This window comes from Acidobacteriota bacterium (genome assembly GCA_028875725.1).
In the GTDB taxonomy this organism is placed as follows: domain Bacteria; phylum Acidobacteriota; class Thermoanaerobaculia; order Multivoradales; family Multivoraceae; genus Multivorans.
Genome location: JAPPCR010000006.1, coordinates 1,723,858 through 1,750,055 on the forward strand (window position 1 = coordinate 1,723,858; position 26,198 = coordinate 1,750,055).

At 68.2% G+C, this 26,198-nt stretch carries 19 protein-coding genes; 6 read left to right on the forward strand and 13 right to left on the reverse strand.

Features of this window, described 5'->3' with window-relative positions; genetic code table 11:
• The first annotated feature begins 55 nt into the window (after window positions 1-55).
• On the forward strand, window positions 56-1,009 hold the full coding sequence (gshB, locus tag OXI49_09080; GenBank protein MDE2690650.1) for a glutathione synthase: 954 nt from the start codon (window positions 56-58) through the stop codon (window positions 1,007-1,009).
• 4 nt (window positions 1,010-1,013) lie between these two features.
• Here the strand turns inward: gshB and gor are convergent, their stop codons facing one another.
• Window positions 1,014-2,381 (reverse strand): glutathione-disulfide reductase, encoded by a 1,368-nt coding sequence (gene gor / locus OXI49_09085; GenBank protein MDE2690651.1) that lies wholly within the window; start codon window positions 2,379-2,381, stop codon window positions 1,014-1,016.
• A gap of 59 nt (window positions 2,382-2,440) precedes the next feature.
• On the opposite strand from gor, the gene OXI49_09090 reads away from it, so the two are divergent.
• Entirely contained in the window at window positions 2,441-3,340 is a 900-nt protein-coding gene (locus tag OXI49_09090) for a DUF368 domain-containing protein (GenBank protein MDE2690652.1), read from the forward strand.
• A gap of 92 nt (window positions 3,341-3,432) precedes the next feature.
• Window positions 3,433-4,737, forward strand: a complete 1,305-nt coding sequence (locus tag OXI49_09095; GenBank protein MDE2690653.1) for an amidohydrolase family protein — start codon at window positions 3,433-3,435, stop codon at window positions 4,735-4,737.
• Window positions 4,738-4,749: 12 nt separating this feature from the next.
• On the opposite strand, the gene OXI49_09100 is transcribed toward OXI49_09095, so the two are convergent.
• On the reverse strand, window positions 4,750-5,541 hold the full coding sequence (locus tag OXI49_09100) for an enoyl-CoA hydratase/isomerase family protein (protein ID MDE2690654.1): 792 nt from the start codon (window positions 5,539-5,541) through the stop codon (window positions 4,750-4,752).
• A 99-nt stretch (window positions 5,542-5,640) separates the two neighbouring features.
• Between OXI49_09100 and OXI49_09105 the strand changes: the two genes are divergently transcribed.
• The 3 genes from OXI49_09105 to OXI49_09115 all read left to right on the forward strand — a co-directional run bounded on the left by OXI49_09105 (window position 5,641) and on the right by OXI49_09115 (window position 8,861).
• The gene (locus OXI49_09105; protein MDE2690655.1) at window positions 5,641-6,444 is read left to right on the forward strand and encodes an MBL fold metallo-hydrolase; all 804 of its coding nucleotides are present in this window, start codon (window positions 5,641-5,643) and stop codon (window positions 6,442-6,444) included.
• 75 nt (window positions 6,445-6,519) lie between these two features.
• Window positions 6,520-7,635, forward strand: coding sequence for an acyl-CoA/acyl-ACP dehydrogenase (locus OXI49_09110; GenBank protein ID MDE2690656.1), 1,116 nt, complete (start codon window positions 6,520-6,522; stop codon window positions 7,633-7,635).
• A complete protein-coding gene (locus tag OXI49_09115; protein MDE2690657.1) occupies window positions 7,635-8,861 on the forward strand; it encodes an acyl-CoA dehydrogenase family protein in 1,227 nt (408 codons plus the stop codon). The genes OXI49_09110 and OXI49_09115 overlap by 1 nt, the downstream gene beginning before the upstream one ends.
• A 44-nt stretch (window positions 8,862-8,905) precedes the next feature.
• Here the strand turns inward: OXI49_09115 and OXI49_09120 are convergent, their stop codons facing one another.
• From OXI49_09120 to OXI49_09170, 11 genes are all read right to left on the reverse strand, one after another.
• Window positions 8,906-12,565, reverse strand: coding sequence for a hypothetical protein (locus tag OXI49_09120; protein MDE2690658.1), 3,660 nt, complete (start codon window positions 12,563-12,565; stop codon window positions 8,906-8,908).
• 13 nt (window positions 12,566-12,578) lie between these two features.
• Complete coding sequence (locus OXI49_09125) at window positions 12,579-14,741, reverse strand: VWA domain-containing protein (GenBank protein ID MDE2690659.1); 2,163 nt, start codon at window positions 14,739-14,741, stop codon at window positions 12,579-12,581.
• Between the two features lie 12 nt (window positions 14,742-14,753).
• Window positions 14,754-15,647 carry a DUF58 domain-containing protein gene (locus OXI49_09130; protein ID MDE2690660.1) on the reverse strand — a complete coding sequence of 298 codons (894 nt, stop codon included), beginning with the start codon at window positions 15,645-15,647 and terminating at the stop codon, window positions 14,754-14,756.
• A 108-nt stretch (window positions 15,648-15,755) separates the two neighbouring features.
• Complete coding sequence (locus OXI49_09135) at window positions 15,756-16,826, reverse strand: MoxR family ATPase (GenBank protein ID MDE2690661.1); 1,071 nt, start codon at window positions 16,824-16,826, stop codon at window positions 15,756-15,758.
• 49 nt (window positions 16,827-16,875) lie between these two features.
• On the reverse strand, window positions 16,876-17,694 hold the full coding sequence (locus tag OXI49_09140; GenBank protein ID MDE2690662.1) for a DUF4159 domain-containing protein: 819 nt from the start codon (window positions 17,692-17,694) through the stop codon (window positions 16,876-16,878).
• Window positions 17,691-20,462 carry a tetratricopeptide repeat protein gene (locus tag OXI49_09145; GenBank protein MDE2690663.1) on the reverse strand — a complete coding sequence of 924 codons (2,772 nt, stop codon included), beginning with the start codon at window positions 20,460-20,462 and terminating at the stop codon, window positions 17,691-17,693. Before OXI49_09145 ends, OXI49_09140 begins: the two co-directional genes overlap by 4 nt.
• Window positions 20,459-21,490, reverse strand: coding sequence for a hypothetical protein (locus OXI49_09150; protein ID MDE2690664.1), 1,032 nt, complete (start codon window positions 21,488-21,490; stop codon window positions 20,459-20,461). The genes OXI49_09145 and OXI49_09150 overlap by 4 nt, the downstream gene beginning before the upstream one ends.
• Complete coding sequence (locus OXI49_09155; GenBank protein ID MDE2690665.1) at window positions 21,487-23,805, reverse strand: hypothetical protein; 2,319 nt, start codon at window positions 23,803-23,805, stop codon at window positions 21,487-21,489. Before OXI49_09155 ends, OXI49_09150 begins: the two co-directional genes overlap by 4 nt.
• 43 nt (window positions 23,806-23,848) lie before the next feature.
• On the reverse strand, window positions 23,849-24,733 hold the full coding sequence (locus OXI49_09160; protein MDE2690666.1) for a DUF4159 domain-containing protein: 885 nt from the start codon (window positions 24,731-24,733) through the stop codon (window positions 23,849-23,851).
• Window positions 24,734-24,819: 86 nt separating this feature from the next.
• The gene (locus OXI49_09165) at window positions 24,820-25,521 is read right to left on the reverse strand and encodes a hypothetical protein (protein MDE2690667.1); all 702 of its coding nucleotides are present in this window, start codon (window positions 25,519-25,521) and stop codon (window positions 24,820-24,822) included.
• Window positions 25,518-26,159, reverse strand: a complete 642-nt coding sequence (locus OXI49_09170; protein ID MDE2690668.1) for an isochorismatase family protein — start codon at window positions 26,157-26,159, stop codon at window positions 25,518-25,520. The genes OXI49_09165 and OXI49_09170 overlap by 4 nt, the downstream gene beginning before the upstream one ends.
• Between the last annotated feature and the right edge of the window lie 39 nt (window positions 26,160-26,198).

Here is a 26,198-nt window from a genome sequence, read left to right on the forward strand (position 1 = left end):
GCCGCGATACCGCGTGATAGCTTGCGCGGCCCGTTTTCTCCCCGACTGACCACCCATGCGCCACCTCTTCGTCATCGATCCGATCGAGCGTCTCGACCCGGAGAAGGACACGACGATCGCGTTCCTGCGCGAGGCGGATCGCAGGAGTCACGAACTCGCCGTCTGCACGATCGACACGCTGGAACTCGGCCCGGACGGCCGGCCGCGGGCGGAGGCGATTCCCGCCCGCACAGTCGACCCGGTCCCCGGCGGACCCTGGCACGAGATCGGGACCGGCCGGGCCGCCTTTCTCGATGAGTTCGACGTCGTCTGGATGCGGAAGGATCCGCCATTCGACATGGCGTTCTTCTACGCCACCCACCTGCTCTCCATGGTGGCGCAGAGCACCCTCGTGGTGAACGATCCGCTGTCGCTTCGCGACGCGAACGAGAAGCTGTTCGCGCTTCGGTTCCCGGCCGTCTGCCCGCCGGCGCGCGTCTCCCGGCGCATCGCGGAGCTGCTGGCCTTTCAGGAGGAGATGGGCGGCGAGATGATCGTCAAACCGCTCGACGGTGCCGGCGGCGAGGGCATCTTCCACCTGAAAGCCGGCGACCGGAACACCAGCGCGATCCTGGAGGCGGCGACCGGCCACGAGAGCCGCTACATCATGGCGCAGCGTTACCTGCCGGAGATCCGGCAGGGCGACAAGCGGGTCATCCTGGTCGAGGGCAAGGCGCTCGGCGCCGTGCTCAGGATACCGGCCGAGGGGGAATCGCGGGCGAACTTCCACGTCGGCGGCCAGCCGGCGGCCACGGAGGTCGATGATCGCGACCGCGAGATCGCGGCGGCGATCGGCCCGGAGCTCGTGCGGCTCGGGATCGTCTTCGCCGGCATCGACGTGATCGGCGGCTGGCTGACCGAAGTCAACGTGACGAGCCCCACCGGCCTGCGCGAGATCGCCGACCTGGGTGGACCGCGCCTCGAAGTCGACGTGCTTGACGCAGTGGAAGCCCGCCGCAACGCCGGCTGATCCGTCACCGAAGCGTCACGAACTCCTCGGCCGAGGTTGGATGGATCGCCATCGCGGCGTCGAAGTTGTCCTTCGTGGCGCCCATCTTCACCGCCACCGCGAGGCCCTGGATGATCTCGGGCGCGTCCGGGCCCAGCATGTGGGCGCCGAGGACGCGGCCGCTGGACCGGTCGGCGATCAGCTTGACCAGGGTGCGCTCCTGGTTGTCGGTCAGGGTCAGCTTGAGCGGCCGGAACCGGCTTCTGTAGACGTCGACTTCACCGTAGCGGGCTCTTGCCTCCTCCTCGGTCAGGCCGACCGCGGCCAGGGGCGGCTGGCTGAAGACGGCGGTGGCAACGGTCTCGTGGTCGACTGGGGTCGGCTTCTCGGCGAAGAGTGTTCGCGCCAGGCACATCGCCTCGTGGATCGCGACCGGAGTCAGGTTGAGCCGGTCCGTCACGTCGCCAATGGCCCAGATGTTCGGCACGTTGCTGCGCGAGAACTCGTCGACGAGGATCTCTCCCTGCTCACCGAGCTCCACGCCGCAGGTCTCGAGCCCCAGGTCGGCGACCAGGGGCCGCCGGCCCGTCGCGTAGAGCACCTCGCCGACATCCACTGCGTCGCCATCGTCGAGGCGGAGTCGCAGAGAATCGTCCCCGCTTCCCGGCAGCTCTTCGATCGACTCCACTTGGCAGTCGAACCGGAGGTCGATCCCCCGCGACCGCATCTCCTCGACCAGATGGGTGCGGATCTCCTCGTCGAATCCCCGCAGGAACAGCGGACCGCGGTAGATCAGCGTCACCCGACTGCCAAGACCGGCAAAGATGCCCGCGAACTCGACACCGATGTAGCCGCCGCCGACGACCGCCGCCCGCTCCGGCAGACGCTCCAGGTAGAAGGCCTCGTTCGAGCTGATCGCGTGTGCGATTCCCGGAATCGGCGGCATATCGGGCCAACTGCCGACGGCTATCAGGATCTGATCCGCAGTGACCCGGCTCTCACCCGACAAACCTGCATCGATCTCGACGGTATGCGGATCGACCAGCCGCGCCCGGCCCTCGAACAGCTCGACGCCGGCTGAATCGAGCAGGCCGCGGTAGATCCCGTTGAGCCGTTCGATCTCACGGTTCTTGTTCGCGATGAGCTGGCCCCAATCGAAAGCAGGCCGGGCGGCCGACCATCCGAACCCCGAAGCCTCCCGGTAGTGGTCCGCGAAGGCCGAAGCACAGACCAGCAGCTTCTTCGGAACGCAGCCCACATTGACGCAGGTACCGCCGAAATAGCGCTCCTCGGCCACCGCCACCCGGGCGCCGTAGCCCGCAGCCATTCGGCTGGCGCGCACGCCGCCCGAACCCGCGCCGATCACGAAGAGGTCGTAGTCGTAGTCCGTCATGGGCGCAACGCTAGACCATTCGGGCGCGGAATCGCCACGCGCCCTTAGACTCCGACCCGATGGCCGGCAGTCCACGCATCTCGCCCCGGTCCTGGGCGCCGCGCGCCGTCGCCGGCGGCGTCCTGATGGGGCTCGCGAACCTGGTGCCCGGAGTCAGCGGCGGCACGATGCTGCTGGCCGTCGGCATCTACCCCCGTTTCATCGAAGCCGTGGCGGACACGACCCGGCTGCGACTTCGGCTCCAGCCGCTTCTTCTGCTCGTGACGGTGGCCGCCGGCGGCGGTCTGGCGATCCTGCTCCTGGCCGGCGTGCTGCGCGACCTTGTCGTCCACCAACGCTTGGTCATGTACAGCGTCTTCATCGGCCTGACGCTCGGCGGCGCGCCGCTGGTGTGGCGTCTCGCCAGGCCGTTGGACCGGCCTTTCTGGGGCGGAACGGCGGGCGGCTTCGCCGCGATGGCCGGGCTGGCCCTGTTGCAGAGCGGGCCCGCCGGCGAGGGCCTGTTCGCGAGCGGGCCGCTGCCGCTCGCCGTAGCCGGAGCGGCAGGCGCCGCCGCGATGATCCTGCCGGGGCTGAGCGGCGCCTACCTGCTCCTCGTCCTGGGCCAGTACGAAGCGATCCTCGGCGCCGTCGATCTGCTCTTCCAGGGGATCAGAGGACTCGATGCGGCGGACCTGCTCGAGGCCGGCGCCGTCCTGCTGCCGGTTCTGATCGGCATCGCCCTCGGCGCGACGGTCATCAGCAACGCCGTGCGATTCGCGCTGCGACGCTTCCGACAGGCGACCCTGGGCGTGCTGCTGGGCCTTTTGCTGGGCGCCGTCGTCGGTCTCTGGCCCTTCGAGGCCTCTCCGCCAGGCGCCCTCCAGCTCGGATCGGCAGTGGTCCTGGCCGCCGCCGGCTTCGTCCTGACCTGGGGCGTGGGCCGGCTCGGACGGGTCCCGAACGAGACGGCAACGTAGGCGCCGGCGCACCCAGTTCGCTGCGCTACAGTCCCTGCCTGCTTCACACCGTGTCAACGCCCGGAGCTGCCGAAATGCGCCGAACCTCCCGTATGCCTCGCCCCGCCCTTCTCTTCCTTGCTGCGGTCCTCCTGTTCGCGACAACCTCCGCTCTCGCCGCCGACGGCCGGACCGTGATCCACGCCGGTGCCCTGGTCGATGTCGAAGCCGGCGAGGTCCTCGGCAGGCACACGATCGTGGTCGAAGGCGAGACGATCACGGCCCTCGAAGAGGGACTCGCCGATCCGGAGAGCGGCGACACGCTGATCGACCTCTCCGGCCACACGGTCCTGCCCGGCCTGATGGACATGCACGTCCACCTGACTTCGCAGCAGGCCGGCGCCGCCTCGTACCTGGACCGCTTCCAGGAGAACCCGGCGGACCTGGCGATCAAGGGTCTCATCTACGCGGAGCGGACCTTGATGGCCGGCTTCACGACGGTGCGCGACGTGGGCGGCGAGACGACGGCGATTCTAGCCGTGCGCAACGCGATCGCCCGGGGCGAGATGCCGGGGCCGCGGATCTTCGCGGCCACGATCTCCCTGGCCTCCACCGGCGGCCACGGCGACCGGACGAACGGCATGAGGGCGGATCTGACCGGCGATCCCGGCCCCAGGGAGGGCATCGTCAACGGCGTTGCGGACGCGCGCAAGGCGGTCCGGCAGCGCTACAAGGAGGGCGCCGACCTGATCAAGATCACCGCCACCGGCGGCGTCCTCAGCCTGGCCAAGAGCGGCCAGAACCCGCAGTTCACGGAAGAGGAGATGCGGGCGATCGTCGAAGCGGCGAACGACTACGGCTTCATGGTCGCCGCCCACGCCCACGGCGCGGAGGGCATGAAGCGCGCCATCCGGGCAGGCGTCACGACGATCGAGCATGGCACCTACATGGATGAAGAAGCGTTCGAGCTGATGAAGGAGCACGGCACCTGGTTCGTCCCCACCATCTCGGCAGGCAACTTCGTGGCAGAGAAGGCGGCGGTGCCGGGCTACTTTCCCGAGATCATCCGGCCCAAGGCGGCCGCGATCGGACCGGTGATCCAGGAAACCTTCGCCAGGGCCCATCGGGCCGGCGTGCCGATCGCCTTCGGCACGGACTGCGGCGTCTGCCCCCACGGCAGCAACGCCCAGGAGTTCCTTTACATGGTCGAAGGGGGCATGGCGCCGATGACGGCGATCCAGTCGGCCACGGTCGTGACGGCGAAGCTGCTCGACATCTGGGAGGAGACCGGCTCAATCACGGCCGGCAAGGCGGCTGACCTGATCGCGGTCGAGGGCGACCCGATCGCCGACGTCACCAGACTCCAGGACGTGCGCTTCGTCATGCGGGTCGGCCGGGTCCACAAGGCCCCGGGCTAGCAGCTAGCCGCTCTAGGCTCGCCTGCCGCCGAGCGTGCGCTCCGTGTAGCGCAGCCGGGCCGCCTCCGACTCGGCATCTCCCCTCACCCACTGCAGGGTGTCGCCGTCGGCGAAGTCGGTGGCGCCCGCGATGGCCCGGCTCACTGCGTTCACGTGGTCCTTCGTGATCGCCGCCGGCACCGCGGGCATCGCAGCCAGGGACTGGGCGAGGTCGAGGGTCTCCTCCTCCAGCCGCTCGGCCGGCACGATCCGGTTGACCATCGGAGCCACTTCGGACGGACCGAAGCGGCGGCAGGTGATGATGAGCTCCTTGGTCAGAGCCGGTCCGATCTCGCGTACCATCCGCGGCACGCCGCCCCAGGCCAGGGGGAGACCCAGCTCGATCTCAGGAATGAAGAACACGGCGTTCTCCGCAACCACCCGCAGGTCACAGGCCGCCATCAGCAGAAAGCCGCCGCCGACCGCGTACCCCTGGACCTGGGACACTGTCAGCGCCCGCATCTGCTCCAGCGCGTCCATCGCCCGGCGGCCGAGTTGACCCGCCTCCCGGCGCTGGCGCCAGTTCGACTCCGAAGCGGCACCCATTGCCTTCAGATCGGCCCCGGCGCAGAACGCGCGGCCCTCGCCGCGGAGCACGACCACATCGATCTCGCTCCGGTCGTCGAACCAGGCCGCGGCAAGGGTCAGTTCGCGCAGCATGGTCCCGTCCACGGCGTTCAGCCGCTCGGGACGCGCGAGAGTCAGGAATCCGAGGTTTCCGTCGCTCTCGACCCGGATCGTCTCGAAACTGGTTTGCCTTCCCATTCCCCATCTCCTCCTGCTCGTGATGCCGTCGTTCCGGCTGGCTCTCTCCTGCCGTCCCATCCTGGATAGCCTGGTGCTCTATCATGCCGCCCGCCAGGCATGCATAGCCGCGGCCGCGTCGCCGACGCACGGATGCTGGTCCACACCCCGATGACGTTCCAACTCCAGGTCCTCGGCTGCGGCGACGCCTTCAGCAGCGGCGGCCGGCTGCACACCTGCTTCCTCCTGGGCGGCCAGACGAGCGCCGGCGCTCTTTCTCCGACTCTGCTCGACTGCGGTGCGACGTCTCTCGTCGCGATGAAGGCCCGCGGCATCGAGCCCGCGTCGATTCGCACGATCCTCATCACCCACCTGCACGGAGACCACTTCGGCGGTCTGCCCTTTCTCCTGAGCGACGCCCACTATCGGGCCCGCCGAACTACACCCCTCACCCTCGCCGGCCCGCCAGGGCTCCGGGAGAGAATCCGGCAGGCGGCGGAAGCTCTGTACCCAGGCTCCTCCAGACGCGAACTGGCGTTCGAACTCGAGATCGTCGAGCTCCACAAGCGCGAAACCGTCTCCGTCAACGGGCTCCGGGTGACCGCGTTCGAGGTCGTCCATCCCTCCGGGGCGCCGAGCTACGCCCTGCGGGTCGAGTACGGCGGCAGAACGCTCACGTTCTCCGGCGACACGGAGTGGACCGAAGCGCTGATCGACGCGGCCGCGGGCGCGGACCTCTTCATCTGCGAGTGCAACTTCTACGACCGGCCCGTCCCGAACCACCTAAACTACGTCGAGCTGCTCGCCCGGAGGCATCGTCTGGACTGCGGCCGGATGCTCCTCACGCACCTCGGCGACGACATGCTCGAACGCTCCGATCTCGAGATCGAGACCGCTGTGGAGGGCCGAACCTACGAGGTCTGAAGGGGTTCGGCGAGCGGGCGGCATAGCCCGTTTTCGCTTGCTACACTCCGCCTCCGGAACTGACCAGGAGCAGCAATGAACTTCGATTTCTCGGATGCCCAGAAGGCACTGAAGCAGCAGACGCGCGACTTCCTGCGCGCGGCCTGCGATACGACCGTCCCCCGGCGGGTGCTGGAGGACGCGGACGAACCCTTCGCGCGTGACTTGTGGCAGCAAATCGGCGCCAACGAATCCCCCGGCATCGCGGTTCCCGAGGAGTACGGCGGCATCGGCTTCGGCTATCTCGAACTCTGCGTCGTCGCCGAGGAACTCGGACGCGCGGTCGCGCCGGTGCCCTTCTCCTCCTCGGTCTACCTGGCCACGGAGGCGGTGCTCCTCGGCGGCTCGGAAGAGCAGAAGCAGCGGTTGCTTCCCAAGCTGGCGACTGGCGAGACGATCGGCACCTTCGCTCTCTCGGAAGGCCCCGGTCTGGCAACCCCGGCGAACCTGCAGGCGTCGATCAAGGACGGCACCCTGTCGGGCACCAAGATGCCCGTACCTGACGGCGACATCGCCGACTTCTGCGTCGTTGTCGCGAAGGACGGAGACGACGTTTCGCTCGCGCTCGTCGACCTGGCAGGAAGCGGCGTTTCCCGCGAGCCGGTCGAGACCCTCGATCCCTCCCGTTCCCACGCCAGGATCACGTTCGACGGCGCTGAAGCGGAACCGCTCGGCGAAGCCGGTCAGGGCTGGGCGCTCAAGGACCGTGTGTTCGACCGCGCTGCCGTGCTGTTCGCGATGGAACAGCTCGGCGGCGCCGACGCCTGCCTCCAGATGGCGATCGGCTACGCGAAGGGCCGCTACGCCTTCGGCCGGCCGATCGGCTCCTTCCAGGCGATCAAGCACAAGCTCGCCGACATCTACATCAAGAACGAACTCGCCCGGGCGAACTGCTACTACGGCGCCTGGGCGCTGTCGACCGACGCGCCGGAGCTGCCGGTTGCGGCGGCCGCGGCCCGCGTTGCCGGCACCCAGGCCTTCCATTTCGCCTCGAAGGAGAACATCCAGACTCACGGCGGCATCGGCTTCACCTGGGAATCCGATTGCCACCTCTACTATCGCCGCTCCAAGCTGCTCGCGCTCAGCATCGGTAGCGAGAGAGTGTGGAAGGACCGGCTCATCTCCGGACTGGAACAGCAGGAGGCCGCCTGATGGACTTCAACGACACCCCCGAACAGGCCGCGTATCGCGCGGAGGTCCGCACCTGGCTCGGCGCCAATGCCCAGCCGCGCAAGGACCGTCCCAGCGTCAGCAGACGGCTCGACGCCGAGGAGGGCCTGCTACTCGCCAAGCGATGGCAGGCCAAGAAGGCGGACGCCGGCTACGCCTGCCGCCACTGGCCGGTCGCGCATGGCGGCCAGGGCAGGCCGATGATCGAGACGATCATCTACGACCAGGAAGAGGCGAACTTCGACGTGCCGACCGGCTTCTTCAGCATCGGTCTCGGCATGTGCGGCCCGGTCATGGCGCAGTACGCGACCCAGGAGCAACAGGCCCGCTTCATTCCGCCGCTGATGCGCGGCGAAGAGGTCTGGTGTCAGTTGTTCTCCGAGCCCGCGGCAGGTTCCGACGTCGCCGGTCTCCGCACCCGCTGTCACCGTGACGGCGACGACTGGGTGGTCAACGGTCAGAAGGTCTGGACCTCAGGGGCCCACTACTCCGACTGGGGCATCCTGGTCGCCCGCCACGATTCGTCGCTCCCCAAGCACAAGGGCCTGACCTTCTTCTTCATCGACATGAAGTCGCCCGGAATCGACATCAAGCCGATCAAGCAGATCAACGGCGGCTCCAACTTCAACGAGGTGTTCTTCACGAACGTCCGCGTGCCGGACAGTCAACGCCTCGGCGCGATCGGCGAAGGCTGGCAGGTGGCGATCACGACGCTGATGAACGAGCGACTCGCCGTCGGCGACGCGCCGCCGCCGGACTTCCGCGAGGTGATGAAGCTCGCCGCCGCCTGCGAACTCGACGGCCGGTCCGCCCTCGAGGATTCGTCGGTCCGCGAGAGGATCGCCGACTGGTACATCGAAGCGATGGGCATGAAGCACACGAAGGCGCGCACGCTGACGGCCCTCTCCCAGGGCAAGGTCCCCGGACCCGAAAACTCCATCGGCAAGGTCGTCTCCGCCTCGAAGCTACAGAACGTGTCCTCGTTCGGGGCAGACCTGATGGACATGGGCGGCGTCATCACGGACCCCTCGTTGATGCCCTCCGACGCCCTGTTCCAGCAGTCCTTCCTCTACAGCCCCGGCCTCCGCATCGCCGGCGGTACGGACGAGATCCTCCGCAACATCATCGCCGAGCGCGTCCTCGGCCTCCCCGGCGAGATCCGCGTCGACCGCGACGTGCCGTACAACGACATCCCGACGGGGAACTGAGAATGGAGCCGGCCTGACGGCCGGCACCGTCTCGTGGCCGCCAGCTAGCTCTCGTTGGCCAGCTTGCGGAAGTACTCGTCGACGAGTTCGCGATAGCCGGGCGGTACCTGGTCCGAGTTGCCGAGGTAGACGCGTTCGGCTTCGCCGCCGCGTAGTTCGCGCCACAGGCGGTACTCAAACTGCCGCAGGCCCTCGACGATCTCGTTGCGGAGTCGCTCGAGCGCCCGCGGGTCGCGGTTGAGGCCGAGCAGGCTCAGATCGCCCATCTGCTGGAGTAGCTGGTCGAGGTCCGCCGTGTCCATCCGCTCCCGCCGCAGGTCGTTCCTCAGGCTCTCCAGGTCGGCGCGTCGCTGATCCAACTCCCGGTCAACCTGCCGGAGATCCTCGGCCTGGAAAACGCCCGGCTGGTAGTACCCGCCTGAGCTCGAACCGTACTGACTGAAGCGGCCCCGGTTCCGGCCGCCCTCCGGGTTGGCCGCGTCGCCCCCAGTCTCCGAAGCCGTGTCGCCGGGTCGGCCGCCCTGCTGCTGGCCGCCCTGCTGCTCGCCGCCGGGCTGCCCACCTTGCTGCTCACCGCCTTGCTGCTCGCCATCCTGCTGCTGCCGGCCGCCCTGCTCGTTCTCCTGCCCCGGACGCTGGCCGAGCCGGCTGCCCTCCTCGACGCGGTCACGCAAACGAGCCTCCATCGAGGCCAGGTTCTCGACCAGGTCGCGCGTCCGCTCGAGCATCCGCTCCTGACGCTCGCCGCCTCCCTCGCCGACACTCTCCCGCGCCTCGGCGATCCGCTCCGTCACGTCGTCGATGTCCTGCCGGATCTGGTTCTCGAACAACCGCGCGAACTCCGGGTCGCGACCGGCCAGCACGCCCTTCGAGTAGCGGATCTTCTCCTTCAACTGTTCATCGCGGATGATCGTCGCCGATTCGCGCAGCTTCCGTGCCGTCTCCGGCTGATCGCTGCGGGCGCCCTGGCTCATCCTGTTGAGCTGCGCCTCGAGGCCCGACACCTCGTCGGTCAGACGGTCCTTGCGCTCCATGATCCGTTCGATGAGGTCGGAGCGTTCCCGCGCGGAAAGGTCGCTGCGCCTCTGACCGTCCTCGCCTTCCCGGCCGGCCAATTCACCAACCTGCTCCTCGATCCGGCTCTGCATCCGGGACACGCGGTTGGCGCGCTCCTGCAGTTCCTCCATGTCCCGCCCGAGCTGCTGGCGCTGGTTTCGGTCCAGCAGCCGCCTCGCCTCGCGCAGCTTGTCGAGAGCCGCGATCCCGTCCGCGCCGACATTCGACTGCGACCTGGACGAGCCAGCCTGGGAACGCCTCATCTCCTCCGCCGCCTGTCGCAGCGCCTGCGTCGTCTCCCTCAGTTCCGGGCGCTGCTGTTCGCGCGCCAGCCGTTCCAGGCGCCGCGCGAGCTCCTCCGTTTCCTCGATCAGGTCCTGCTGTCTGCCGCCGCCACCGCCGCCTTGCTGCGAGCGGCTACGCAGCCGGTTCTGACGCTCGTTCTCGCGCTGCTGGCGGCGGGCCAGCTCGCGCAGCTTCTGCATCAGTTCGTCGACTTCCGCCTGCGCCTGCTCCGCGGCGCCGCGCTGGACCGTCTCGTACTGGTTGCGCAGCTTGTCGAGCTCGAGCTCGAACAGATCCGCCAGATCCTCGGACAGTTGCTGATTGCCGCCGCCACCGCCGCCTCCCTGCTCGAACGACACGCGCACGTCGCGGAACACGGACTCGGCGCGCTGCAACGAAGCCAGAGCCTTCTTCTCCTCGGCCAGCGCCTCCTCGGGACGCTCCGCCTCGAGCTCCTTCTCCGCCATGGACATCTCGACGTCGGCCTTCCCGAGGAACTCGATGATCTTCGAGAAGTCGTCGTCCTGGAGCAGTTGCTGGCCGCGGTTGCCCATCCGGGTGACCAGGGATGCCACCTGTTCGCGCAACCGACCCTGCATCAGGGCAACCGTCTTCACGTGCTCGGACAGTTCCTGGGCCGTGTACTCGTCCTCGTCGCGGATCAGGCGGAACGTTGCCGAGATGATCATCTTCTGCTGCACCGAGAGCGTCTGGTCCAGGCCGCCGGCGCCGCCGCCCATGCCGCCTCCGCCCTGCTCGGCCTGGCGATAGTTCCGGTCGAAGGGCCGGATCTCCAGGAAGTAGATGTCGCTGACCGTCGGCTGCGCATGGCTGCGGTCCCAGGCTTCGGCGTGGTAGGAGATGGAGTCGCCGACCTCAAGGTCCATCTCCTCGAGGAAGAGCGTGTGTCCCGCGCTCACCTTCTTCATCGAGGAGGCGCTGTCGAGCAGCGTAACCTCTGTCTCGTCGCCGCCGTTCACGGCGTAGCGGATGTTCAGACGACGCACGCCGTAGTCGTCCTCTGCCTCGACTTCGGCGAACACCTCGTCGATCATCGACACCTTGACGTCCCGGCCGGGGGCGATGAAGCGCACGATGGCGGGCTGGTCTTCGAGGGCCGTGACCATGTACTCGGCCGAGGCACGGTGCCACCGGCCCTCGTCGTCCATCAACTCGATCCGGTAGTAGGTGCTCTCGTCCACCGTGTACGCGGCGACTAGCCGGTCACCTTCGAGGTTCAGGTCCCTGGGTTCGTCACCTTCGACCAGCAGCCGCCCTGCCTCGACCTGGAAGATCGGCAGGATACTGAACCGCACGTGAGTACCCTTGAGGACCGCGATGTCGCCGGCGTCCTCGACGCTCTGGTCCGACAGCCCGCTGTAACCGGGGAAGCGGTACAGGAGGTCTATCCGGTCGACGTAGGGCAGGTCCTTGACCCGGATCCGGTAGATGGGCGAGCGGACGCCAGAGGCGTCGACGTAGTAGTCCGTGTCGGCGCGCAGGTTCAGAGCGATGAAGTCGTGAGTCGCGGGTTCGCCGCCGATCATCCTCTCCTCGTCCAGCTCGAAGCCCTCGCCGACCCGGTTCATCGGCCACTGCTGCCACTCGCCGTCCGGATTGCCGGCGGCGTCCAGCGGCCTCAGACCGAGTTCGACGCGATCCGGGTCGAAGCCCAGCACCGCCGCGCTGATCAACTGATCGGAGCCGCGGGCCACCGTAGTGTTCCCCGGCGCCACCACCAGGCGATACGGATTGTCGACGGCCGCCGCCCGCCAGGGCGTGAACAGCAGCATCGCGCCGTGCTGAAGGAAAGCCGGGCTGAGCAATACGGCCACCATGCCGGCGCTCGCGACACCGGCCAGAGCCGCCGAGAAACGCTGCAGCGCGCCGCGCTCGATCCGTGTCGCGAAACCGCTCTGCTGGCAGCGCTCGATCGCGTCTTCCAGAACCTGCCGCTGGAGTTCCGGCGACACCCGCTCGGCGTCCGCGGGCGAACCCTGCTGCACGGGACCCAGTTCCACCGCGCTCAGCACCGAAGCCTTGAGCGTCGGCTCGTTCTCCTCCACGTAGAGCGCCACTTGACGCGTGGACACACGTCTCGCAAGAGGAATCGCGAGCAACCGAACCGCGAGAGCGATCAGTGTCAGGTAGGCGAGCCAGCGGAACACCTCGACCGCTCGCTCGCTGTAGAGGAAGTAGTCCATGCCCCAGACCGAGACGGCGAACGCCGCAAAGCCGGTCACGATCAGCGTGACCAGCCCGCGCAGCGCCACCTTCATCCGCCAGCGCAGGCGAACGCGACGGATCACGCTCATCAGTTCGCCGTAGGTCGGGTCGTAGATGGGATCGAAACCGGAAGCCATCGGGTCTCCTCAGTCAGCTCTGCTCGCCGGTGGGGCTCCATGCTGTCACGACCGGCGCCGCGGCGGCGCGGCGCCGGTTGGCGAACAGGGTTTCGGCAGCCAGTACCAGAGCCGCGGCAGCGATCAGGAACCACCAGAGTCGCTGCCGCCGCTCGCGTTCTTCCGGAGTCAGCGCCGCCTCCGTCGCTGAAGCGCTCTCCTCTTCCCTCGGCCGAATGCGGGACATGAACTCGTCCAGGTCGAGTCGGCTCAGATCGGACTCCGCCACGGGCACGTTGCTCGCCAGGGTCAGGGGCTCGGTGGAGACGTCGGCCCGCACCTCCCGGAACTCGTAGAAGCCCGGCTCCTCCACATCAAGCAGCAGACCTCCGCCGTCCGCGTCGATACGGCTCTCTCGGCCCGACGGGGCGACCGAGACGTATCCGTTCCCCTCGCTTTCCGCCTGCCCGCCGGGAAGTTCCACCTCTGCGACTTCACCCACGCGATACCAGGAGCGAGGCAACGAGTAGCCCGCCAGGTACTCGACCGAGCGATGGACGAAGGGGAGAAACACCGCCTGAAGCGGCAGCGTGTTCCAGAACGTGTCGAACGAGGTGGGCAGCACGAGGACGCGGCCGGAAGGGGCGCCCGACGCATCGCCGTCCTCCACCGCCGCCGGCATCAGATCGAGTAGCGCCGGAGCGCCGTCGTCGAAGCGGGCGATCGCCGCGGCGCCTTCCGGAGGCACGAGCCGGTGATAGCGGAAGAACGACGCGGAGGAGAAATCGCCGCTCCTGGCCGCTGCGAAGACGTCGAAGACCGGATGACCCGTGTCGAACCAGGCCAGGGAACCCGCGCTGCCGGACAACCGGTCCGCTTGACGTTCGGTGGTCACGCCGAACTCCCTCAGCAACCCTGCAGTCGACGTCATGCCGCGCTCGACCGAGAGCAGCAGGCCACCGCCGTCCCGGACGAAGCCGGCGATCGCGTCGCCGGCCGAGGCCGACAGTTGCTGGGCCGCGTCGTTGATGACGATGACCGACTTGCCGTCCAGTATCGATCGCTGGAAGCCGGACGCCTGCACCCGGCTCACCCGGAAGAACGGCCGCCGGCCGAGCGCCAGGGCTTCTTCGAGATACCGGCCACGGCGGCGGTCGCCGTCCGGTTCGATCACGAGCACGCCGACTTCGTGCGCCGGCGACAGGACGAAGCGGAACTCGTTGTCTGCGGCGAGGGCGTCGTCGCGCAGACGCACCGTGCCGCGGGTCGTGCGTTGCCGTTCGAGTACCTCGGGTGCGAAGTTGACCATCGCCGACGAGTCTGCGCCCAGTTCGACTGCCCTGGTCTGGACCACCTCGCGATCGAGCAGCAGGTCGACCTCCGCCCGCAAGGGCGTCCCGGCCGGAGCCGCCGACGGCTCGCGGACGACCAGGTAACTGACCCGGGCCGCGATGCCCACCTGTTCACGGTCACCGCTGCGAGAGTGGTCGAAGGCGACGTCGGTAATGGCGGCATTGCTCACCTCGTCGTCTTCCCCACCCACGTCCACGAGCCGTAGTTCCACGCCGGCAGGCAGCGCCGCGACGTTCTCCGGTGTCCAGGACGAGCGTTGAAAGTCGCTCACGATGAGGAGTTCGCGCCGGCCGAGTTCCCCCGCCTCGGCCAGCACTCCACGAGCCATCTGGATCGCCGGCAACAGCGAGGTGGACCGCGGCGCGATCTCCACATCCTGGACCATCGCGGCCAGCAGCGCTGCATCCGTCGTCGGCGCGCTCTGGAGTTCCGCCTCGTCCGAGTAGACGACCAGGGCGCCCCGGTCGGCAGCTTCGAGGTCGGCGAAGGCCGACTCGGCCGCCGCGGCGGCCCGCTGCCAGCGATCGCCGAAGCCCATGCTGAACGAGTTGTCCAGCAGCACGACGACCAGCCGGCTGGAAGAGGTGGCGCCGGCAGCCGCGTCACCCTGCCACAGTGGCCGGGCAAAGGCCAGGGCAAGCAGGGCCACCGCGAGGCAGCGCATCAGGAGCAGTAGAACGTCCCGCAGCCGGCGCCGGCGCATCGAACGGTACGGCGCCTGGGAGATGAACATCAGCGACGGGAACCGGACCACCCGGCTGCGGTGCCGCAAACGCAGGTGAATGAGGACCGGCACCGCGACGGCGGCCAGACCGAGCAGAAACAGAGGTGCCAGCAGACCCATGGCCGTATCGACCTATCTGGCCTTCATCGCGTAGAGCCGGGCGGACAGGTAGCTGTAGAGCGCCGCGTCCAGGGGTTGGGAGATGTCGACCAGCGTGTAGTCGATGCCCGCCTCGACCAGGGACCGGTCCAGCGTCCGCGTGTGTTCCCGGATCAGCTCCAGATACTGGTCCCGCAGCACATCCGGCATCACGGCTTCCCGCACCCCGGTCTCCAGATCCCTGAGGTCGAGCTCGCCGTCGAAGTCGAACCGGAGCTCCGCCGGGTCCAGCAGATGGAAGAGGATCACGTCGTTGCCCTTGTGCCGGAAGCCGGCCGCGGTCCGGATTACCGTCTCGGGATCCTCGTAGAAGTCCGAGATCAGGACGACCATGCTCCGGCGCCGCACCGCGTCGACCACCTCGAGCAGCGGTTCGCGCAGGCTGCCGCCGCCACCCGGTTCGATCCGGTCGATCGTGTGGAGCACGACCTGAAGGTGCTTGGCCGCCGGCGGCACGAAGTCGACGATCCCGCTGTCGAAGGTGACCAGGCCAATGCGGTCCTTCTGTTTGGAGGCGAAGTAGCCCAGGCACGCGGCGAGGTAGCGCCCGTAGTCGAGCTTCGTCACGGCGCCTGTTCCAAAGTCCATCGAGCGGGAGACGTCGAGCGCGATCGTCAGGTTCGTGTTCGTGTCGGCTTCGAACTCCTTCACGTAGAAGCGGTCGGTACGGCAGAAGAGCTTCCAGTCGACGCGCCGGATGTCGTCGCCCGGCTGGTACGCCCGGTACTCCGCGAAGTCCATCGACCGGCCGAGGAACGGCGACCGGTGTAGACCGCTCACGAAGCCCTCGACCACGGTCTTCGCGAGCAGGTCGAGACTGCTGATGCGCGCGAGCGTCCCGGTGTCGACGAACCTGCCGTAGCTCATGCCGCCGCCTCGCCCGTCAGCAGATTCCACTCGGGGTGACGGACGCGAGTGTGTCGCGGGTCTGACCCGCGATCCGTCTCCTCAGCATCGCTTCCCGCTCCAGCTTCTTCACTTCATTCCACTCGGAGTCACGGGCGCCAGTTCCAAGAGTCGGCCGACGATCTCGTCAGTGGTCACCCGCTCCGACTCGGCGTGGAAGTTCGTCAGGATGCGGTGCCGCATGACGGGCTTGGCCAGGGCTCGGACGTCCTCGTGCGCGACGTGGTAGCGCCCGTCCATCAGCGCCTTGGCCTTGGCGCCGAGAACCATGAACTGGGCCGCGCGAACGCTGGCCCCGTACTGCACCCACTGGTTCACGAAGTCCGGCGCCTCCGGGGTGTCGGGACGGGTCATTCGCACCAGGTGGACGGCGTAGCGGAGGATCGGCTCCGCGATCGGCACCCGCCGCACCAGCCGGTGGAACGCGCGCAGGTCGTCGCCCGTGACCCGGGTCTCCAGGGTGAACTCGCGGATCGTGGTCGTCGCGTCGACGATCTCCATCTCCTCGTCCTCGGGAAGATGGTCGATGACGATGTTGAACATGAAGCGGTCGAGCTGAGCCTCGGGCAGTGGATAGGTGCCCTCCAGTTCGATCGGGTTCTGGGTCGCGAAGACGAAGAACGGCTGCTCCAGCTCGTAGGTCCGGCCCTGGACGGTCACGCGGTGCTCCTGCATCGCTTCGAGCAGCGCCGCCTGGGTCTTCGGCGGGGTCCGGTTGATCTCGTCGGCGAGGACGATCTGGGCGAAGATCGGCCCGGGCATGAAGATCATCTCCCGCTTGCCGGTGTCCTGATCCTCCTGGATGATGTCAGTGCCGGTGATGTCGCTCGGCATTAGGTCCGGCGTGAACTGGATGCGGCTGAACTTCAGGTCCAGGATCTCGGCGATGGTCTGGACGATCAGGGTCTTCGCCAGACCCGGTACGCCGGTCAGGATGCTGTTGCCGCCCACGAACAGCGTCATCAGGACCTGACCGAGAACCTCCTCCTGGCCGACGATCTGCTTGGCGAGCTGGGCGAGGACCTGCTCCCGGCCTGTCGCCAGCCGCGCGGCCAGCTCGATATCCGTTTCGCTGGTCAGGCCCTCGCCGTCGCCTTCCAGGACGGCGGTCTGGGCAAGGCTTTCCGAAGTGTCGTTCATCGAGTTCTCCATGCTTGCGGAATCGGGGCCGCGTCCGTTCGCGAACGGTTCAGTGAGTCATCCCGTAGATCAGGTAGTTGACCCCGAGCTTGAAGCCCTTCTGGGTCACGTCGACCGGGTAGAAGGTGGTCTCCGACCACTCCCAGAAATCGCCTATGTCCATGTTGTAGTTGATGGCGACCATCAGCCGCCGGCTCGGATCGTTGTCCTCGAAGACACCGTAGATCCGCCCCCGCACGGGGTAGAAGCGGGCGTCCTCGATGTCGAAGTTGATGTCCTCGAGCACGAAAAAGGAGCGGAAGACGGGGTGATCGACGGTAAGGGGGACGAGTTCGTAGCCAGGCAGGAGCCGGCCCATCTGCCGCTCGAAATTCTCCCACTGAACGGGATAACCGCGTATGTCGAAGAAGTCGTCGATCACCAGAAAGCCGCCCTTGAGCAGGTAGGAGCGGAGGTTCTCGACATCTTCCTCGGTCGGGTTCCAGAAGCCCGGCTCGCAGAGATAGGCCCAGGGATGCTCGAACAGCCGGGGATCGCTCAGCTCGAGGACGTTGCCGCCCTCCGTCTGCACCTCGATGTCGGTGATCTCGTCGACGATACGGGTGAAGTTCTCCTCGGCGAACGGATAGTCGTGGTTCCACTTCAGGTCGAGGCCCCACATGAACGGGCCGCCGCCCCAGATCGTCGGCTCGAAGCGGATCCGGGCGAAGGTGAAACCGCCCGAGTAGGGGAACGACGGCGTCTCCACCTCGGGCGCCGCGGGGCGCCAGTTCTCGTCGCGCGCGGACAGTCCCCCCGCCAGCAGGGCGAGCGACAGGATGCCCGCCACGGCTCGAAACGTCCGACGTTTGCTGCGTGCTCCGGTCACGGCCCCTCTACTCCAGCCTGCCGTCCTTTCCGCGCGGGTTCCTTCCCGACCAGGTCGAGCAGCAGTTCCTGGGCCGGATCGTACCCCGGCGCAACCTCCAGGGCTCGTAGCACGGTGCGCCGGGCCTGCTCGGCCCGACCCGCGTCCCGCTGGGCGAGCGCCAGCCGGTACAGCGCTTCCGCGCGGTCGGGCGGGTCCAGCGCGATCAGGGCGGCGCGCTCGCGCACGGCGACATCGAACCGGCGGTCGGCGGAGGCGAACTCGGCGAGACGACGGTGTACGCCGGCGTCGAACGGCGAGATGTAGAGGGTTCGCTCCAGGATATCCGCTTCTTCCTCGCTCCGGCCAGCCCCGGCCAGAAGATCGGCCAGCGCCAGGTGCTCGTCCCACGCCGTCTCGTTGTGCCGGAGCAGACTCTCCAGCGCCTCGATCGCCTCCTCATCCCGTTCCAACTCCCGGTAGATCGCCGCCAGCAACGTGTAGGCGTTGCCGGGACCCACGAACTCGGGGAAGAGGTCGCGGCCCCTCAGCAGCGGTGCCTCCGCCTCGGCGTAGCGCTCTTCCGCGAAGAGCGCGTTCCCGTAGGTCATCTGCACGCGGAAGTCGTCCGGACGTTCCTTCGCCACTCGTTCGAGCGCTTCCAGGTCCGGCCCGGAGCCCGCAAAGAGGTTCCGTCTGGGGCCCCGCGACGGCCCATCCTCACCCGATTCTTCATCTTCCGCGTCGTCCCGGCCGACGGCTCCCGGCAGGTCGTAGAGGGCCGCCATCGCGGTGCCGAAACGCTCGCGCAGATGCCCGAAGAATCGCTCGTCGAAGCTCTCCAGAGACAGCGACATCGCCTCCTGGAACACTTCTTCGGTGCTCTTGCCTTCCCGGTAGCCCGCGAGCATGAGGAGAATCGCGTCGAAGCCATAGTTCTCCTCGATCCAGTCGCAGATCAGGGAGGCCTGGTAGTAGGAGAGTCCAATCTGGTTGGGGAACTTCGGCCGCATGAAGCCGTCGTTGAGCTCGGCGATCCCCAACAACTCGCCGTCCCGCAAGGAAGTGATGAAGGGGATCTGGACGTCGTCGCCCCACCCTGGCCGGGCCCGACGCTCCTCGAACACGGAGAGACCCTCGGTCAGCCAGCGCGGGATCTTCGCGTCGGTGACGAGGAGGGTGAAGGTGTGGGCAAGTTCGTGCCAGAGCGTGGCGCCCCAGTTGAAGTGGCCGACCTGGCGGGCCGAGGGCGAATCGAGGGCCAGCACCGGACCGAAGCACACGCCCAGAGCGCCCAGTCCGGCAAGCCCGACCGTGCGGACCGAGAAGTCGGCGTGTGACGGATAGAGCTCGACCCGGACCGGCGTCGGGGGCTCGAACCGGTAGCGCTCGACCAGCACGGCCCAGGCCTCCTCCGCCAGCTCGACCACGTAGGGCGCCAGCAGTTCCGCCTCGCTTTCGTGGATGTGGAACTCGAAGTGTTCACTCTGGATCGTCCGGTACTGGACGAACGTGTCGACGAGGTCGAGCGTGTTCTTGATCCAGACGTTGTACGGGTCGCCCGCGAAGGCCCGCTCCAGATTGGCCTTCCCGACCTCGATTTCCCCGAGGCGGAGCTGGTTCTGACCGAGCAGCCCGTAGCCGCGCCAGGACTTCGAATCCAGCCGCACGGCCTCGGCGGCGAAGTCCCGCGCCTGCGGGTAGAGCCGGTTCTCGACGCTGGCGTCGGCCAGTTCGTTGAACAGGTCGGCGTAGCGCGGGTTGTCCGCCAGAATGCCGTCGCGGACGCTGGCAAACTCCTCCTCCCGCCCTTCGATGAACTCGACCGCCGCCAGCACGGTCCGTGCCGTGAGCGATTCGGGATCGGCCTGGATCGCCTTCTCCGCCTCCTCGCGGGCCTCCCCGAAGCGCTCCGACGCCAGGCGGAGTCGGGCCCGGAACACCCGGGCCGCGATCAGGTTCGGGTTCACCTCCAGGGCCGCGTCGAGAGTCTCGGCCGCCCGCGGGTCGCCGTCGAACCGCATCGTCCGGGCCATCGCCAGCAGCGCCTCCGGGTGTCGCGGGTTCGTCCGCAGCACGTCGGCGATCGAGGTGCGGGCCTGGGAGCTGTCGTACTTCTCGAGGAACAGCTCCCCGAGCCGAATCCGGGGCAGGGGCCATGAGGGATCGAGCGCCACGGCCTCGTCGTAGGCCCTCAGCGCGTCCTTGAACAGCTCCGGATCATCGCGCCCCAACCACTGGCAGGCCTCGGCGACCGCCACGAGCTCCTCAGCCGTGTCGGCCGCGCCGCGATTGTAGGCGTCGATCATCGCGTAGAAGCCCGTCGTGGCTTGTTCGATCGCGCCCTGGTCCCGGGCCAGCCGCGCCAGCTCGAACGAGGCGACCAGGGCTTCCCCGCGCCCGGCCAGGCGTGCCGACTCGAACGCCTCTCGGGCTCCCTCGCGGTCACCGTCCAGCAGAGCCACCCGGCCACGGAGAACGCCGAGTCCCGCGTCCGCCGGATCGACGCCCTCGAACGCCGCGGCGGCTTCCTCGTAGCGCCCGGTAGCGATCAACGCCTCTACGAGCAGTCGCAGCGCGCGCGGCGCTGCCGCCTCCCCGGCGCTCGTCCGCACCTGCAGCCGGGAGATCGCGTCCTCGTACCGGCCGGTCCGGAGCATCGACTCGATCTCGTCGAGCGAGGCCGGCTCCTGCGCCGCGGCCGGCCAGGTCCCGGCCGACCAGACGACCGCCAGCGCCAGCACGCTCGCCGCGGTTCCTGCCAGGGAGCGCCTGCCGCCAGAGATCACGGATCGGGCTCCCCGCCGGCGCCGCCCGCCTCCTCCAGCTCCCGATCGACCAGTGCCAGTTCGACCATCAGCTCCTGGAGTTCACTCAGGTAGACCTCTTCGTCCAGCGTCTCCCGCTGCAGCCGCAGCTCATCGATTCGCCGCTGTATCCCGGCACGCCGCTCCGTCAGTTCCCGCGCCTCCGCGGTGAGCGTCGAAGGCTCCGCCTCCTGAGCCAGGTACACGAGACTCGCAAGCCGGCCGTCGGTCGCTTCCGACGCCTCCAGGCCGGCCGGCTCCGAACTGCCCAGACCGTCGCCGTCGTCGTCGAGCAGCGCATTCTCGGTGCGCAACAGCCCGGTCTGCCGGTAGTAGCGCTCGATCTCGCGCTGAGCGAACTCGAAGGCCTCCAGCGCCGACGTGCGGCCGTCCTTGTTCGCGTCCCCCGCGGCGCCGTCGAAGGCCTCCGCCAGGAAGCCGCCGAACAGCGACTCGTTGCTCTGGCCTCCCGACTTGGTCGCCGTGATGACGACGCGGCCCTCCTGCGACAACGGTCCGACGAAACCGCCCGACGCGGAACTCGCATTGATGAACACGACGCGGCGATCCGGGAGCTGCTCCAACGCCGCGGCGTACTCCGCGGCGACCAGGTCGCGACCGGGAAGATTGAACCGCGGCGGTCCCGCGGCGCCACTGCCATGGCCGAAGAGGACGATCCACACGTCGTCGCCGGGGCTCGAGCGCTCGGCCAGGGCCGCGATCTCCGCCAGCACGTTCTCCCCGGTCGAGCGCGCGCTGATCCGCTCGGGATCGATGTCCTCGCGCTCCCCCAGGTAGACGACGTTCTCCGGCCGGAGCCCGGCGGCGGCTGCCGCATCCGCGACCCGCGTCGACCACAGATGGAAGCGTTCCGTGTAGGCATCCTCGCCGCCGACCCCGGCCACGACCAACAGGTGAGCGTCGGCGCAAAGCGGCGCCACCGAGAGCAGGCCGGCCACCGCCAGGCGGGATGCCAGGACGGCGCCGCGGCGCGCTTCCGCACGGTTCACGCCATCCCCAGACGGCGACGGACAGCCCACTCGCCGCCCAGCAGCGCGACCAGGACCAGGAACAGGATCGGCATGTCCCAGAGATCCCTGGCCTCTCTCACCAGGGTGCCTTCGCGGCTCACCGAGAGGTCCTCCACCAGGCGCTCCGCCTGGCCGAGTCCGACCTGCCGGCCGCCCGTTTCGCTCGCGATCCGCGTGAGCACGGAATCCCGGCGGGCCGCGCCGAACAGCTCCTCGTTCAGTTCATCCACGGCAAAGCGGGAAGTCGCAACGCCGAGCAACTCGCCTTCAGACCGCGCGTCGACCTCGACCCGGTAGAGGCCGGGCTCCCTTGCCGTGAAGGTGCCGATGAACTCTCCGTCACGTTCCACCGACCAGTCGAGCGGTACCTCGACCTCCTCGCCGGACGGCTGCTCGATCGCCGCCACGACCTGGGCCCGGTTCACTTCCTGGAACGCCTCGTCCCGGACCGTCGCGCGCAGCGTCACGGTGCTTCCCGGCTCGAAGCGGTCGCGGTCCGCCTCTATCTCGATCCGATCGGGCACGTAGGACACCAGCCAGCGCAGCATCTGCCGCCAGAGGCGCTCGTGAGTCTGGTCCTCGAGCGGGATGTCGGCGCTCATCTGCCAGTGCCAGGAGTCGTGAGGCGTGAACGCGATCGCCCGGCCACGGCCGATCCGATGGTGCGCCAGGACGATCATCGGATCTCTGACCATCGGACTCTCCGCCTGAAGCAGCGCCGTAGCGCCGGCCTTCAGTTCCGTCGCCCGCTGGTAGGCGGAAAGAGGCGGCAGCGTGGGCCAGAGTTCGTTCGCCTCCTGCCGGTCGTCGCGCAGGAGCGTTGCCGGGTGGCCCCGCCCCTGAGGCGTCAGATCGATCCGCAGATTCGTCATCAGTTCCGGGCGACCCTGGTCGGCCGGCCGGTCATAGAGCACGACCGGTGAGAGTTCGGCAAGCGGAGTGCCGGCAAAGCCTCCCTCGGAGAAGGCCCGCCGACCACCCAGGAGCAACACGCCGCCGCCGCGCTGGCTGGCGAAGTCGACCAGCATCCGCATCTGGTCGTGAGTGAAGAAACTCGCCTCCATGCTGCCCAGGATGACGCCGCTGTACTCGAACAGCTCCTCGCGCCGGGTCGGAAACCCCTCGAAGCGCCGCGTGTCCTCGTCGAAGTTCATGCCGTAGAACTTGTTGGCCGCCTGCCTCGTCATCGACACGACGTGCAGATTCTCGTCCTGACTCACCGCTCGCCGCAGGAACTTCGACTCGTCGCGCGGCTCGCCCTCGAAGAAGAAGACCTTCTCCCGCCGCTTCAGCACTTCCACCAGGGCGGTCCGCTCGTTGTTCAGCACCAATTCCTCACCCGGTTGGCCGGCGACCTGAAACCGGAACTCCCTGGCGCCCTCGTCGTTCGCCGCGAACATGACGCGGGCCGTGACGGCCGAGCCGCCACGTGGGAACGTCACCTGCTCGAGGTTGACGATCCGGCCGTCGTCTTCGACCTCCAGATCCACGGTGCGGCCGCCGAACCCCGTTTGGGACAGTGTGACCTCGACCTCGACCGTTGAACCCTCGAGCACCCGCCTGGGGGCGACTACCCGGGAAACCTCGATGTCCTTGCGAAGCCGCGGCCGGCCGACGCCGACCGTGTACACGGGTGTGCCGGCGGCCTTCAGCGTGAGCAGGGCGTCACCGAGCTCGGCCGGCGCCGAATCGGCGCCGTCCGAGAGCAGAACGAGGCCGGAGAGCGGCAGTCCGGCCAGTTCGTCACTCGCGGCGACCAGCGCCTCGCCGATCCGGCTGTCGGCGCGTCCAAACCGAAGCTGTTCCGTGGACTCGATCCGCTCGGCGCTGCGCCCGAAGGCGAGGAGCCGTACCTGGAAGCGCTCAGCGAGGCGATCCAGCATCGAGCCGGACTCGCCGGACAGGGCCTCGAGCACGGCTCCCGCGCGCGTGCCGTCGGCGGCCGCCGCCTCATCCGGCATGGCCATGCTGCGCGAGTCGTCCACCACGACGCCGACAAACGTCTCCTGCGGCACCACGGTCGACAGGACCAGGGCCGGCTGCAGCAGGCAGAAGACGAGGACACTGATCGCCAGCGACCGGAACACCGGAGGCAACCAGCGCAGGCGCTCGGCGCCGGCGGTGCGGTCGGCCGTACCAGCACCGAGGCGGCGGTAAGAGAACGCGGCGAAGACGAGCAGCGCGCCGGCGAGGAGCGCCGCGACCTGCATCCAGCCCGGGCTGACGAAGGTGAACCGGCCCTCCTCGAACAGCGCCGGCCGGTACTTGAACAGAAACTCGAACAGGCCAACCATTGGGAACGTCGAGAAGAAGAACGCCGAAGCCGGGAGACGTCGCTCAGTGCGACATCGCGTACACGACGAAGTTGACCCCCATTTGGTACGCGTAGTGGGAGAACCGCACCGGGTACCACTCGTCTTCCGCCCATTCCCAGGCGTCGCCGAGGTCCGTGTTCCAGTTGATCACGACCAGCAGGCGGCCGTCCTCGTCGAAGATGCCGCGAACGTGAGGGGTGAAGCCGTCCTGCTCCCAGGTCGGGCCCCCGTACCTGCCCTGACCCACGTTGGGCACCTGGATGATCTCCTCCACATCGTAGAAGCAATGGAAGATCGGGTGATCAAGAGGAATCTCGACGATCGGGTACTCCGGCAGCAGCAAGGACAGCTCCCGCTCCAGGTTCGCCCACTCCCAGGAGCCCCAGAAATCGTCGATGACCCAGAAACCGCCGGCCAGCAGATAGCGCCGCAGTGCCTCGCGCTCCGGTGGACTGAGGGCCATGTAACCGACCTCCACCGAGTACAGGAAGGGGAAACGAAAGAGCTCGGGATCGGTCGCCGGCAAGGCGTGGTCGTAGTCGTAGGCGTCCAACTGGTCGAGCAGCCGCTTCAGCCCGACCATGAACTGGCGATCGGCCTTCGGATAGTCGATCGACCAACTCCCCGCAAACCCCCTGTACATGTGGCCGCTGTAGGCCAGCCGGGTGAAGTAGAACTCCCGGAGCACCTCGTCCGGGTGAACGGGTCTGTACAGATACCTCTCGAAGGTCCGCATCGCCTGAGGCGGCAACGGTCCGCGATGGCGGCCGCGAAAAGCCCGGCGCTCGTCGGAGGCGCCGACCTGGGGTGTCGCCGGCGGCGCCGCACCCCTGGCCACCAGGGCCGCCGCTCCACCCGCGAGGAGGGCGGCAACCAGGACCACGAAGGCTGTTCGCCGGCTCGGCACGGCGGGATCGTACCGCACTGAACGGCCGGACGGTCGGCCAGGCGGAGTCCCCGCGAGGCGCCCGATCCGCCAGCGATCCTGCCCGGTCAGCGGTCGTGCGATTCCCAGACCTCGGGCAGCACTTCGACACCGGTCAGGGACTCGACCAGGGTGAAGATGAGGTCGTCCTCGTCCGCGCCGAGTTGCGCCGCGAGATTCCGCATCACACCGTCGATCGAAGAGACGAAAGAGCTGAACCGGAACTTCCACTGCCCATCCTCGTTCACGAAGCGGTACTCGAGTTCATCCATCCCGCCGGCGAGGGAAGGGTCCTCGAGCGACGCCCGGGTTCGGGCCGCAGCCACGGCCTCGCTTCCGTCCATCCGGCCGTTCTCCTCGATCCGGATGGGGCCGACCGCGAGCTGCTCGATCGCTGTCGAGTTGATCCAGCCGAGATCCATCGCCCGCACGATCACGTCCGCGAGTTCCATCGCAGCCAGTTCGTCGCTGCCGAACTGATGACGGAAGGCGACGACCAGGAAACGGTCGACGAACGTGCGCTGGCGGACTTCCTCCTCGCTTCCTTCGAGCACCAGCCGCTTGAGCTGCCGGTAGTACTCGCCGGTCTCCCGATCGACCAGGGAGGCCGCCAACTCACCGTCGCCGGCCATCAACGCCTGGCGATACGCCTCGAAGGTCGCGCGGACTGCCTCCGCGTCGCCCGTGCCGGCGGGTGTCTGCGCGGCAGCCGGCAGGCACAGCAACGCCGGCAACACGGCCCGGGCAAGGCGCGGGCCGGCGAGCGTCAAGCGATCTGTCCTTCTCTCAGGAGCCGGTTCACGCCCTTGAACTGCGGGTGGTTCTTGTCTCTGGCGAGCTCGAAGGCCACAGACTCGTGGTTCGTGATCTGGGCGCCCGCGTTGCCCATCCGCTCGAGCGCGTGGCGGCGGTACTCCTCGCCGCGCGAGCTGACGCAGTCCCAGCAGACGTGGACGTCGGTCCCGCGCGCCGTCAGATCGAGCACGGTCTGCACGACGCAGATGTGCGCCTCGATCCCCGCCACGACGACCTGGCGCTCGGGCGCCGGCAGTCCCGGCCTGGCGGCATCCAGGGCCTCCTCGAACGCCGGCACGCCGCAGCAGCCGAAGGAGTCCTTCTCCACCCGCCACGTGCGGTCGCCGTCCGGATCCGTCTCCAGAATCGCCGCCTCCACCTCTTCGCGAGTCGACCCCAGCCCCTGCGGATACTGCTCGGTGACGATCACTGGCAGGTCGAACAACTGCGCCAGACGCAGCAGCCTCGCGGTGCCGTCGAGCAGCATCCGGGACCGGTCCATCAGGTCCACCAGACGACCCTGGAGGTCGATGACCACAACGATGGCCCGCTCCCGGTCGAGCGTCGCAACGGCGGAGGCAGGGTTGACGACGGAAGAAGCGGCTTCGGTCATGGGTAGCTCCGGATGGTCGATTCGTGGCGACCGTGCCCC